General features: G+C 65.5%; 11 protein-coding genes. 7 read left to right on the plus strand and 4 right to left on the minus strand.

The window, feature by feature from the left end; translation table 11 throughout:
- Window positions 1–6 precede the first annotated feature (6 nt).
- Window positions 7–1,182 (plus strand): glycerate kinase, encoded by a 1,176-nt coding sequence (locus OG203_RS37855; protein WP_405162000.1) that lies wholly within the window; start codon window positions 7–9, stop codon window positions 1,180–1,182.
- Window positions 1,183–1,573: 391 nt separating this feature from the next.
- Here the strand turns inward: OG203_RS37855 and OG203_RS37860 are convergent, their stop codons facing one another.
- Window positions 1,574–2,311, minus strand: a complete 738-nt coding sequence (locus tag OG203_RS37860) for an IclR family transcriptional regulator (RefSeq protein WP_405162001.1) — start codon at window positions 2,309–2,311, stop codon at window positions 1,574–1,576.
- Between the two features lie 91 nt (window positions 2,312–2,402).
- On the opposite strand from OG203_RS37860, the gene OG203_RS37865 reads away from it, so the two are divergent.
- The 4 genes from OG203_RS37865 to OG203_RS37880 all read left to right on the plus strand — a co-directional run bounded on the left by OG203_RS37865 (window position 2,403) and on the right by OG203_RS37880 (window position 8,933).
- Window positions 2,403–3,569, plus strand: a complete 1,167-nt coding sequence (locus OG203_RS37865) for a pyridoxal-phosphate-dependent aminotransferase family protein (RefSeq protein ID WP_405162002.1) — start codon at window positions 2,403–2,405, stop codon at window positions 3,567–3,569.
- Between the two features lie 259 nt (window positions 3,570–3,828).
- Window positions 3,829–5,163, plus strand: coding sequence for an MFS transporter (locus OG203_RS37870; RefSeq protein ID WP_405162003.1), 1,335 nt, complete (start codon window positions 3,829–3,831; stop codon window positions 5,161–5,163).
- Window positions 5,164–5,244: 81 nt separating this feature from the next.
- Entirely contained in the window at window positions 5,245–8,178 is a 2,934-nt protein-coding gene (locus OG203_RS37875) for an FAD-binding and (Fe-S)-binding domain-containing protein (protein ID WP_405162004.1), read from the plus strand.
- Window positions 8,179–8,186: 8 nt separating this feature from the next.
- A complete protein-coding gene (locus tag OG203_RS37880; protein ID WP_405162005.1) occupies window positions 8,187–8,933 on the plus strand; it encodes a fumarylacetoacetate hydrolase family protein in 747 nt (248 codons plus the stop codon).
- Here the strand turns inward: OG203_RS37880 and OG203_RS37885 are convergent.
- Together OG203_RS37885 and OG203_RS37890 are read right to left on the minus strand one after the other, a co-directional pair.
- A complete protein-coding gene (locus OG203_RS37885) occupies window positions 8,930–9,439 on the minus strand; it encodes an HAD domain-containing protein (RefSeq protein WP_405162006.1) in 510 nt (169 codons plus the stop codon). The two genes, OG203_RS37880 and OG203_RS37885, sit on opposite strands and share 4 nt — an antisense overlap.
- A 54-nt stretch (window positions 9,440–9,493) precedes the next feature.
- Window positions 9,494–9,901, minus strand: coding sequence for a RidA family protein (locus tag OG203_RS37890; protein WP_405162007.1), 408 nt, complete (start codon window positions 9,899–9,901; stop codon window positions 9,494–9,496).
- Window positions 9,902–10,001: 100 nt separating this feature from the next.
- On the opposite strand from OG203_RS37890, the gene OG203_RS37895 reads away from it, so the two are divergent.
- A complete protein-coding gene (locus tag OG203_RS37895) occupies window positions 10,002–10,382 on the plus strand; it encodes a winged helix-turn-helix transcriptional regulator (RefSeq protein ID WP_405162008.1) in 381 nt (126 codons plus the stop codon).
- 56 nt (window positions 10,383–10,438) lie between these two features.
- On the opposite strand, the gene OG203_RS37900 is transcribed toward OG203_RS37895, so the two are convergent.
- Window positions 10,439–11,059, minus strand: a complete 621-nt coding sequence (locus OG203_RS37900) for a TetR/AcrR family transcriptional regulator (protein WP_405162009.1) — start codon at window positions 11,057–11,059, stop codon at window positions 10,439–10,441.
- 334 nt (window positions 11,060–11,393) lie between these two features.
- Between OG203_RS37900 and OG203_RS37905 the strand changes: the two genes are divergently transcribed.
- On the plus strand, window positions 11,394–12,344 hold the full coding sequence (locus tag OG203_RS37905; protein WP_405162010.1) for a hypothetical protein: 951 nt from the start codon (window positions 11,394–11,396) through the stop codon (window positions 12,342–12,344).
- Window positions 12,345–12,358 lie beyond the last annotated feature (14 nt).

A 12,358-nucleotide genomic window follows, 5' to 3' on the forward strand; every position in this document is an offset into this window, starting at 1 on the left:
GACTCGATGGCCCGAGTTCTCATCGCACCCGACAAGTTCAAGGGTTCGATGACCGCCGCACAGGTCGGTGCCGCCGTCGCGGCCGGTATCCGGCAGGTGCTGCCGGACGCGTCGGTGACGGTCGTGCCCGTCGCCGACGGCGGCGACGGAACCGTCGCTGCCGCCCTAGCCGCCGGGTTCACGGCGATTCCGGTCGTCGCCACCGGGCCGACCGGCGAACCGGTCGACACCACGTATGCGCGACGCGATGATCTCGCCGTCGTGGAACTGGCGGACGTATCAGGCCTGCTCCGACTGCCCGACGGGAAACTCGCCCCGATGTCGGCCACCAGCCGGGGCACCGGCGAGGTGATCGCCGCGGCCGTCGCGGCGGGCTGCCGCCGAGTCGTACTCGGCATCGGCGGCAGTGCGGGAACCGACGGCGGCGCCGGACTGCTGCAAGCACTCGGCGCCCGGCTACTCGATGCCGAAGGTACCGAAATCGGCGGTGGCGGTGCAGCTTTGGCGCAGGTCGCGACAATGGACCTGACCGCGCTGCGCGAACGAATGGCCGATGTCGAGATCACCGTCGCCTGCGACGTGGACAACCCACTTACCGGCCCACACGGTGCGGCAGCCGTCTACGGCCCGCAGAAGGGTGCGGACGACCGCCAGGTGACCGCGCTCGATGCCGCCCTCACCCACTGGGCCGACATCGTCGCCGCGACCACCGGAGCCGATCGCCGAGACGTCCCCGGAGCGGGCGCCGCCGGGGGAGTGGGCTTCGCCGCCGTAGCGGTTCTCGACAGCCTGCTGGCACCGGGCATCGAATTGGTCTTGGACTTGGCTGATTTCGGCGTTCACCTGGCTGATGCGGATCTGGTCGTCACCGGCGAGGGCACCCTCGACGAGCAGACCTTGCACGGCAAAGCACCCGCGGGCGTCGCCGCCGCGGCACTGGCGGCGGACGTCCCGGTGGTAGCGGTTTGCGGGCGAAACACATTGTCCGAAGACCGATTACACGCCGCCGGATTCACGGCTGCCTATTCACTAGTGGCGATCGAGCCCGACGTCCATCGCTGCTTCACCGAAGGAGAGGAGCTGCTGAAACGCCTCGGCACCCACATCGCCGAGCGCCACCTGCCCCGGACAACTATGGCGACTGGACCAGCGGTGAACCACGTGGGCATCGTGCCGCAGTAATAGCCGCACCAGTCCTGATGTCCCGCACACCGACTCGCCGCCCTGACACGCGTGCGTGTGCCAAAAGGCGTGCGTGTGTCGAGAGGCGTGCGGCTGCGTTGGCAGCGGATCTGGTCGAGTCGCCGGGCTAGCAGACCAGGCGGCATCCGGCAGTAAAAGCCGCACCACTTCTGATGTCCTGCAAGCAGACTCGCCGCCTTGACCCGCGTGCGTGTATCAAAAGCTGTGCGGCTGCGTTGGCAGCGGATCTGGCCGAGTCGCCGGGCTACCGCACCAGTCGGCGTCCTGCTGTAGCGACAGCCGCACGAGTTCTGATGTCCCGCACACCGACTCGCCGCCATAACACGCGCGTGGATGTCAGAAGGCGTGCGGCTGTGGCCGAGGCGTCAGGCTAGCCGAGCCGGGCGCTGAGGCTGGTCGCTGCCGCGCTCACCGCTGCCCCCCACCCGGGCTCTGTGTCCTCCGTGAGGCGACTGAACGGAACGTTCACGCTGAGGCTGGCGACCGGTTTTCCGTTGTCTCCCAGGACAACTGCGGCGACCGCGCCGACATCGGAACGCCACTCGCCACGGTTGACCGCGTACCCCCGTTCCCGGATCACGGCCAGTTCGGCGCGTAATTCTTCCGGGTCGACCACGGTCGTGTCGGTGTAGCGCGGCAACTCGTCGCTGAGCAGTTGCCGGACGACCTCCGGATCGCTGTGCGCGAGCACCGCTTTGCCATTCGCGGACGCGTGAAAAGGCAGCGAGTGGCCAAGCGCCATATTGGTGCGCACGGGCTTATCGGTCTCCAGCCGCTCGATCAGCACCATTTTGCCGCCCTCCGGCACGGTCAGGTGGATGGTTTCCTCGGTGTGCCGCCGCAGGTTCTCCATGATCGGCAGGGCGGCGCCGCGCAGGCCGAGATCCCCGCCCGCGCGACTGCCGACCGCGAGTGCCTTCGTGGTCAGCACCCATCGGGTCACCTCGCCCGACGCGGGTCGAATCCACTCTGCCGTGTCCAGGGTGACCAGCGCCCGCTGCACCGAACTCTTCGGCATCTCCAGTACCCGCGCCAATTCGCCGACGCCGATCGGCTGGCGTGCCGCGACTTCCTCGAGCACGCGGAGCGTATTCAGAACGTTTCGCAAGGTATTGACTCCTTCATCACACATCCCTACCCTTGCTGCACCTTTTCACGGCACAGTGTGCCATATCACGGCACGGAATGGAACCGATGTGATGACCGCTCATAGTGGACGGCATTTCCTGCAGATCCCCGGACCGACGAACGTCCCGGACCGGGTACTGCGCGCCATCGCGCAACCGACCATCGACCACCGCGGTCCCGACTTCGCCGAACTCGGCCTCGACCTTCGGCAGCGGGTGAAACCCGTCTTCGGCACCGCTGGTCCGGTCGTCATCTACCCCTCGTCCGGCACCGGTGCGTGGGAGGCGGCGCTGGTCAACACGCTCTCGCCCGGCGATCGCGTGCTGGCCTTCGAGACCGGGCACTTCGCCAGCCTGTGGCGCGAGATGGCGCAGCGTCTCGGGCTGGTCGTCGACTTCGTGCCGGGCGACTGGCGGCACGGTGTCGATGCTTCGGCGGTTGCCGAACGCTTGGCCGCCGACACCGGACACAGCATCGCCGCGGTGATGGTCGTGCACAACGAGACCTCGACCGGGGTCACCAGCCGGATACCGGAGATCAGGGCGGCCATCGATGAGGCCGATCATCCCGCGCTGCTGCTGGTCGACACGATCTCCTCGCTGGGATCCATCGACTATCGGCACGACGATTGGGGCGTCGACGTGACGGTCGGCTGCTCACAGAAGGGGCTGATGCTGCCACCGGGCCTCGGCTTCAACGCGATCAGCGATAAAGCGCTCGCGGCCGCGCCGAACGCGCGGCTGCCGAAGTCCTACTGGGATTGGGCGCCCATCCTCGACGCCAACGAGCACGGTTTCTCCCCGTACACCCCGGCCACCAACCTGCTCTACGGCCTTCGGGAAGCGCTGCTGATGCTGGAAGAAGAGGGGCTGCGCAACGTTTTCGCCAGGCACAACCGGCATGCCGCGGCGACCAGGGCGGCCGTGCGCGGCTGGGGCCTCGAGGTCCTGTGCGTCAACGAGCGCGAGTACTCCAGTTCGCTGACCGCGATATTGCTTGGCGCGGAACATGATGCGGACAAGGTGCGCCGAATCATCTTGGACCGCTTCGATATGTCACTCGGCACGGGTCTCGGCAAGCTGTCCGGGCGGGTGTTCCGGATCGGGCACCTCGGTGACCTCAACGACCTGACGCTCGCCGGAACACTCTCCGGTGTCCAGATGGGTCTCGAATTGGCCGGTGTGGCCGTCGATCCCGCCGGATTGCAAGCCGCACTCGCGGTGTTACGAGCCGACTGAAATCTGCTCCGGCACAGCCGGAAACAGCCCATCTCAACTGAATTCAATCGCTCCCCGCTGGGCAAGTCGTAAGCCAGATCGGTGCTTCACCGCGATACCGACCTCCTGATCTCGACCCTCGATGCTCCGCCACGAGTGACTCTCCCGATGCTCCGTCATGAGCCGGGATCCGCTATACGCCGACGCTTTTCGCGTCGGCCACCTACGAGGAGGTAGGTCGTTGTCCGAGCGAACTTCGCCAGTCCGGCGTCTTTCCGAGATGAAGCGGTGGACTTATATTCTGCCGATCGTCGTCTTCATCTACGTCATCTGTTATATCGACCGAACGAATATCAGTTTCGCGCTGCCGCATCTCGAAGCCGATATGGGGCTCAGCAAAGCGCAGCAGGGTTTGGCAAGCGGCATCTTCTTCTGGGGTTATCTGATATTGCAGATTCCCGGCGGGTACATGGCCGAAAGATGGAGTGCCAGACAGTGGATCGCGATTCTGATGGTTTTGTGGAGTCTGGCGGCGATATCGCAGGGCTTCACCAATTCCGTCGGCCAACTGCTGATCGCGCGTTTCCTGCTCGGCGTGGCCGAGGGCGGCGTGCAACCGGCGCTGATGGCCACCATCCGGTCATGGTTCCCCTTCGCCGAAAGGGGAAGGGCCTATGCGATTTTCAAGCTGTACACCCCGATCGCGGCCATCGTGGCCGCACCGTTCTCCGGCATTCTGCTGACCTATACGGACTGGCGCTGGATGTTCATCATCCAGGGCGGTGCGCCGCTGGTCGTCGGGCTCGCCGCATGGCTTGCGGTCGTTCGCGATACGCCCGCGAAGGCCAGCTGGCTGTCGACGGCCGAACGTGACTTCATCGAGCAGTCGCGGGTCGCGGAGGGCGAACCACTCCAGCACCGAGGCACCTTCAAGGCGGCCTTCACCAGCAAGATCGTGTGGCATTTCGCGCTCATCTACACATTGACGCAGATGGGTTTGCTCGGCCTCACATTGTGGTTGCCCAGTGTGTTGAAGAAGGCCTTCCACACCGACTTGAAGGTGGGTTTCGTGGCGATACTTCCGCAGATCGCCGCTGGCATCGCGATCATTCTCATCGGCAGGTCGGCGGACAAACGGGGCGGGCACATCGCGCACATGTTCTTCGTACTCGGTGCCGCGGCAATCATTCTCGGCGGCGCGAGCTTGATCTCGCCGAATCAGAAGTGGCTGGTACTCGGGGCGATGATCCTGGGCACGGCGGCGTCGATCGCCTGGTACGGACCGTTCTGGGCGACGGTCACCAAACTCGTTCCGGTCGCGGCCGCCGGGGCGGGGTTGGGCCTCATCAATGGTGTCGGCAATCTCGGCAGCTTCTTCGGGCCCTACATCGGTGGCTGGCTCAGCGACCTCAGCGGTGGTGGATACGCGCTTACGCAGGCGTTCTTCGGCGGGGTTTTCGCGGTCGCGGCGCTGCTCGTCCTGACGTTGCGGAAGAAGATGCGCGAGGCGACGAACGCGGTCCAGCCGGCGCCGGAGCCCGTGCTCGTGGACGCGCGGCCAGTGGATATCTCGAAAGCAGTTCGAGTGCAGGGGGATCCGGCACCGCTCGGCTAACCGCACGCGGCGGCCGATCCGCAGCCGGGTCGGCCGCCGCATGGTCCCTGTTGTGAATTACCAAGGATCAGAAGGACTCTCATGAACCTACCTACCGCAACGGCCGATCGATCGGCTGTCGCTTCGCGTCTGGCGGACACGCTCCGCGCGACGATGGACGGCGAGGTCGCCTTCGACGACTACAGCCGCCACATCTTCTCCCGCGACGCGAGCATGTACTCGATAACTCCACTGGGCGTGGTGTTTCCGCGTCATGCCGACGATGTCGCCGCGGCAGTGCGGGCAGCGAGTGAGCTCGGTGTACCGATCGTGCCGCGTGGCGCGGGAACGAGTTTGGCCGGACAGACCGTCGGTCCCGGCCTGGTACTCGACCTGTCGCGATACATGAACCGGATCCTGGAGATCGACCCGATAGCGCGCACCGCGCTGGTGGAGGTCGGGGTGGTACAGGACCAGCTGAACCAAGCCGCGGCGGCACACGGGCTGATGTTCGGCCCGGACACCTCGACGAGCAATCGCGCCACGATCGGCGGGATGATCGGAAACAATTCCGCGGGAAGCGGTTCCAGGACCTACGGCATGACGATCGATCACGTCCGAGCGTTGGACGTGGTGCTCTCCGATGGTTCGCGCGCCCGATTGGAATCGGTCGACGAGGCCGAACGGAAACGTCGGGCAGCGGCGCAGACGCTGGAAGGTCGTATCTACCAGGAACTTCCGGAGCTGGTCATTGCCGAGGAGGCGACCATCAAGGCCGGGATGCCGACGTTCTGGCGGCGCGCGTGTGGCTACCGGCTCGACCGGCTGGTGGGTTTCGGGGCGGACAAGCCATTCGATCTGGCCAAGTTCGTGGTCGGCGCGGAGGGCACGCTGGTGGTCGCCACGCACGCGGTGGTCGACCTGGTGCCCAAGCCCGCGCGCACGGTGTACGCCGTTGGGCATTTCACCGATACCGTCAGCGCCATCGCGGCCACCACGGACGCGCTCAGCTGCGAACCCCATCAGGTCGAGCTGATGGACCGCACCATTCTGGAACTGTCCAGGCAGAAGATCGAGTACGCCGAGCTCGGGAACATCCTCGTCGGTGATCCTGGCGCACTGCTTTTCGTCTCCTTCAGCGGTGACGACGAAGCCCAACTGATCGCCGAGCTTGACCGGCTCGACCGGCTATGGCGGCAGAACGGGCACGGCTACCACACGCTGCGGGCGATCACCGCCGCCGATCAGACCGCGTTGCTCAAGGTCCGCAAGTCCAGCCTCGGCCTGCTGATGGCCGCGGGCGAGGGCACCCGCCGCCCGCTCGCCTTCGTGGAGGACACCGCCGTCGATCCGGCGCATCTCGCCGAATACACCAAGCGGTTCAAGGAGATTCTCGACGAACACCACATGGCGGCGGGGTTCTACGGTCATTGCTCGGTCGGCTGCCTGCATATCCGCCCGTTCGTCGATCTGACCGATCCGGACCAGGTGATCAAGATGCGCACGGTCGCCGAGGCGGTCAAGGATCTCGTCGCCGAGTACGGCGGGGTGAACTCCAGCGAACACGGCGACGGTCTCGCGCGCAGCGAGTTCAATCGGGAGATCTTCGGCGACGAACTGTATGAGGCGATGCGAAAGGTCAAGCGGCTCTTCGATCCTGGCAACATCATGAACCCTGGCAAGATCGTCGACGCGCCGCCGATGACCGACAACCTGCGCGATCGCGACGCGCTGCCGCCCGCGCCGCCCTTGACGACGAAGCTGCACTTCGAGGTTGTCGGCGGTATGCGTGGTGCGGCGGATCGCTGCATGAATATCGGGCTGTGCCGCAAGTCCACCTCGGGGGTGATGTGCCCGTCCTACATCGCGACCAAGAACGAGGAGCATGCCACCCGTGGGCGGGCCAACGCGCTGGTGAAGGCGCTGTCCGAACCGGATCCGCATGCCGCGCTCGGTGGCGAGCGGCTGCACGAGATTCTCGATCTGTGCCTGATGTGCAAGGCGTGCAAGAGCGAGTGCCCGATGAGCGTGGATATGGCCTCGCTCAAGGCCGAGACGCTCGCGCATCACCACGAGATTCACGGAACTCCGTTGCGCTCGAGGGTTTTCGGGTCCATCCGGTTCCTCAACCGGCTTGGTTCGGCGACGGCTCCGCTGTCGAACCTGCCGGGGCGCAACGGATTCGCGCGCCGGATCATGGACCGCACGCTCGGCATCACGGCTGCCCGGCCGTTGCCGGTGTTCCAGCGGGTCAATTTGCTCCGCTGGTTCCGGCGTAGGGACGTGACGGTGGGCCCGCTCGGCACCGTCAACTGGCTCGCCGACTCGTTCACCACGTTCACCGAGCCGCACATCGGTGCGGCGGCGATCGAACTGCTGGAGCGTGCGGGGTGGCGGGTCGAGCTCGCGAGTGGGGGCTGCTGTGGGCGGTCGAGTATGTCGAAGGGGCTGCTCGATGACGCGAAGAAGAAAGCCTCGACGCTCGTCCAGTCGCTGACCGAGCGCACCGAACCGGGCTCGCCGATCGTCGGTTGCGAGCCGTCGTGCCTGTTCATGTTGCGCGACGAACATGTTGCGCTGCTTCCGGATTCGGACGCTGTGCGCGCGGTGGCCGGTCGGGTCAAACAGGTGGAGGAACTGCTCGTCGACGCGATCGACGCGGGCCGGTTGGCTCTGCGCGCGGATTCCCCGCTCGCGGGCAGACGGATCGTGTTCCACGGCCACTGCCATCAGAAGGCCGAAGTCGGCACCGCCGCCACAATGGCCTTGCTGCGCCGGATTCCGGGCGTGGAAGTCGTGGAGATCGATTCCGGTTGCTGCGGGATGGCTGGCTCGTTCGGGTTCGAGTCCGAACACTACGAGACGTCCATGGCCGTCGGCGGCGACCGGCTTTTCCCTGCCCTCGCCGCGGAACCGGAAGACACCATCGTCGCCGCGACTGGTGTGTCGTGCAGGCAGCAGATCTTTCACGGCGCGGGCCGCACCGCGTGGCATCCGGTCGAGCTGGTGCGCGCGGCGCTGGCCGGAATCGAATAGGAGACATCATGCAGATCGTCCGCTACTCGATCGACGGACGGACCGGGTGTGGTGCCTTGGTCGGGGATGTCGTGCACGACCTTCTCGATGTCGAGCTCGGCGCGGTGGTGGGGAGGCTGTCGGAGCTGACATTGCTCGCGCCGTGCGACCCACGCACCATCGTCTGCGCGGGCAGCAACTACGCCGGGCAGATCATCGAGAAGGCCAGACCCTGGCCGCAACAGCCCTCGCTATTCCTCAAGTCCCCCAACGCGATTACCGGACCGGACGCGACGATCCGTCGGCCCGCCGAGGTGCGGCGCCTGGAATACGAGGGCGAACTGGCCGTCGTCATCGGCCGCACCGCCCGCGACGTTCCCGCCGCCCGCGCCACGGACTACATCCTCGGCTACACCTGCGCGAACGACGTCACCGCGGACGACTGGCGAGCCGACGGTCAATGGGCCCGCGCCAAAAGCGCGGACACCTTCTGCCCCTTGGGCCCCTGGATCGAAACCGACATCCCCGACCCCTCGTCCCTCCAGATCACCACCCGCATTGGCGGCAAAGTAGTCCAATCAGCCCCCACCTCCGACATGGTGTTCGAAATAGCAGACCTCCTCGCCTACGTCACCCGCTGGATCACCCTCGAACCCGGCGACGTCCTACTCACCGGCAGCCCCGCCGGCGTCGGCCCAATGGTGCCCGGCGACATAGTCGAGGTCGAGATCTCCGGCATCGGCACCCTCCGCAACACCGTCGGAGGGAGCCGTTAGTAACGAGTCCGGTTTGTTCGCAACCATTCCCCGAGAACGGTGAAGTCCGCATCGTCAAGGCCCCGGGATGCCTCGACGTGGTGCAAGAGGGCTCGGCCCTGATGGTGGGTGGCTACCCAGTCTCGGTCGGAGTCGGTGATCTCGTCGTCGACCCAGGCGAACGGGCGTCCGGCCGCCCAGTCCACCAGGGTTCGGGTCTTCCAGCACAGTCCGAACCACTGGTCCTCGTGCTGATGTTCGTCGGACGGATCCGGCCAGGCAATCACCGGTAGTCGAGGTAGCCCGAGCCGCGGTGCTATCTCTGTGTTCGCCTCTTTCTCCCACGTGGTGGCCCAGACCAACTCGCATGGCAGGGCCGCCAACAAAAGGCCGACTTCTGGCCGTAGCCGTGCCAAGTGCCCGATCGAGGTCAGGCTGGGCGGTTCGGGCCGCGGACCGGCGCCGAACGGGAGCAGTGGCCCGTCGACGTCGAGGAAGAGCAGCGGGAGCCCTTCGTGTGCGGTCATCGGCCACACGATAGCGGGGGTGCGGTGAATGACCGAGTGCGCGAACCAGTTTGATCAGTCGAGGATTGCGGTGGCTTCGACTTCGACCAGGTGGGCTGGGATGTCCAGTGCGGCAACGCCGATCAGGGTGCCTGGGGCCGCTGGGGTGATGCCGAGCTTTGTGGCGGCTCGGGTTACGCCCTCCATGAATAGGGGCATCTTGTCGGGGGTCCAATCTACTACGTAGACGGTCAGTTTCACGATGTCGGTGAAGGAGCCGCCGATGGCGGCGAGGGCGGTGGCGATGTTGAGGTAGCACTGTTCGACCTGTGCTGCGAGGTCGCCTTCGCCGATCGTGTTCCCCTCGGCGTCCCAAGAGACCTGACCGGCGAGGAAGATCAGTTTTGTGCCGGTGGCGATCGAAATCTGGTGATAGGCACCGACTTCCGGTAGGCCGGTGGGATTTACCAGGGTGATGGGCATGCTGTTTTCCTCCATGTGTGCTCTCTTGTGGTTACTGATGAACTGTAGGAGAGTGGCCGTTTACGTGGAAGAACGCACTTTCTAGTGACTGGGGAACCTGATGGTTACTAAGCAGCTCAGCGGACTGCCCGAGGACGCGGACCTGACGCGCGCGGACTCGCTGGCGCGCGAGATCTTCTCGGACGTCGCCAACAAGTGGGCGCTGCTGATCATCGAGGCGCTAGGCGAAAGCACCTTGCGTTTCGGCGAATTGCGGGTGGAGGTCGAGGGGATCAGCCACAAGATGCTCACCCAGAACCTGCGCATGTTGGAGCGCAACGGTCTGGTCGAGCGAACGGTCTATCCCACCGTCCCGCCCCGAGTCGAATACACCCTGCTCGAGTCCGGCCAAGCCCTCCGCGAAACAGTCCACGTCATGTGCGACTGGACGCAGCGGTACCTCCGCCACATAGAGACATCACGCCGCAGCTTCGACGCTTGACGGGTAAGTCGAACGCCACGAGTCGGTGCGGTCGGGCATTGTCGGTGACGAGGGCGTCAATTCTTGGGTGGGGCGGCGTCTTCGGGGGCTGGGGCGAGCATGCGGTCGAAGAGGCGCTCGAGGAGGGCGGGAGCTAGTGCCGCGGTGGCGGGTTCGAGGGTGGCTTGGACTAGGCCTACGGTGGCGAAGGCGATCAGTTCGGCGTCGAGGTCGACGGCGGGTGCGGTGGGGCCGCGGGTTTGGCGGAGATAGTGGGCGATGACGTCGACGAGAGGGCGAAAGCCGCCGGTGGCATCGGCCATGCGGAACGATTCGCCGCCGGTGAGGGCCGCGGCGTGGAAAGCGTCGAGCACGATGGTGTCTTGGCGGCGGCCGTCGTCAAGGGGGAGTAGCTCGGTCAGGATGACGCGCAGGGCGTCCCGTGGTGCGGCATCCGCGCCGAGGGCGGCCACTCGCTGCCCGAATCGGATCGCGGCGTCTTCGAGGACGGCGCGGTGGGTGGCCAGGAGGAACTCGCGTTTGGTGCCGAAGTAGTACTGCACCAGGCGCACTGAGATACCGGCTTCCGCCGCCACCGACTGGAACGTCGCGGCTTCGAGTCCGCCGCGCGCCATCACGGTGCGTACCGCGGTGGTGATCTCGCGCCGCCGCACCTCATGGTCGACCAATTTCGGCACGCGCACCACCTTTCGTTGCCGCCGATACGCAGAGGTGTGATGATACGCGCATACCATTTACGTGTCCTTCGGGTGGCCCCAGTTCCGAAAGAGTTAACCGTGCGCTGAACGGTTAATTAGCTGGATAGACAGGGTGTTTAGCGTGGCTTTATGTAATTTATGCGCCCGGTGTGAGGTGTGGCATATCCGATAACACATGCCTGTTTTTACTGATTATTCCTCATGGGCGGCCGACCAGTAGCGGCTTCTCGGAGCGGTTGCTTTCGACACTCGAGGGTGGCATGACCCCACTATCTGCTGGAAGACGATTGCTTCTACGCCAGAGGAATTGACTATGCGAACGCCACGCCACCGAGTCCAGTCCCACCACAGCCAGTTCCGGGGGACTGACAGCAATGCCGACCATGCGGCGGAGTCCGTCGCCGACGACGCGATCCCGTACCCGCCGGAGGATCCGATCCCGTCGGGCCGCTTCTTGCTGCCCGCCTATGCCGGTGGCAACGATGCCACTGATACCGGGGAGTTCCCCGGTTTCCACACCGGGGAGTTCCCCGATTACCGCACCGGGGAATTCGCCGAATACCACGAGCCGCGACACTCGGCGCCCGCCTGTGGGGTGACCCGGGTCCGGCAGCCGCGCAGAACCGATAACGCGCCGCTCCCCTTGCCGACCGATCAGGTCCGAATCGACTACGGCCTTGTCTACGTCGTCGACGACAACGGTGACGTGCGGCGTGTCACGCCCGAACATCCACTGGCACAGGCCGTCTACGAACGCACTCGGCAATGGGGTATCCGCCCGCCGAGTCCCGCGCTCGCCGGGATCGTCTCCGCGTACTATCTGTCGGCGCTCGGCCCCGGCCTGCTCGAGGATGTCGAAGCACTCACCCCGGAGTGGCAGCGGGCCTTCGCGCGGTGGTGTGTGCACCGTGCCTTCGAACACGCGGGTCTCGCCGACGTCGATTGGATCCGCGAAGGTCTGCTCGCCATGGACGACGATCAGCCACGCCCGCCGCATTTCCAGAGCAGTTCACGGTTGCGCCGCCGCCTCGACAGTGACACACGCATATCGAAGACGATCGTCTCCGGTGTACCGGGCTCTAGTGCGCACATTCAGCAATATCCACCGGTGGGCGCCTACTTCTCTGTCGACAACGAAGACCCGCTGGAGGCGGCTCTCGACGCATTCCGGTATGCGGCGTGGACCTACGGCATGGGCTATCGCGACCTGATCACCGCTGCCGAACGTGACTTCTTCCCATGGACCCGAAGTCACGGGAGGTAAAAGAAATTCGACAA

Source organism: Nocardia sp. NBC_01499, from assembly GCF_045040275.1.
In the GTDB taxonomy this organism is placed as follows: domain Bacteria; phylum Actinomycetota; class Actinomycetes; order Mycobacteriales; family Mycobacteriaceae; genus Nocardia.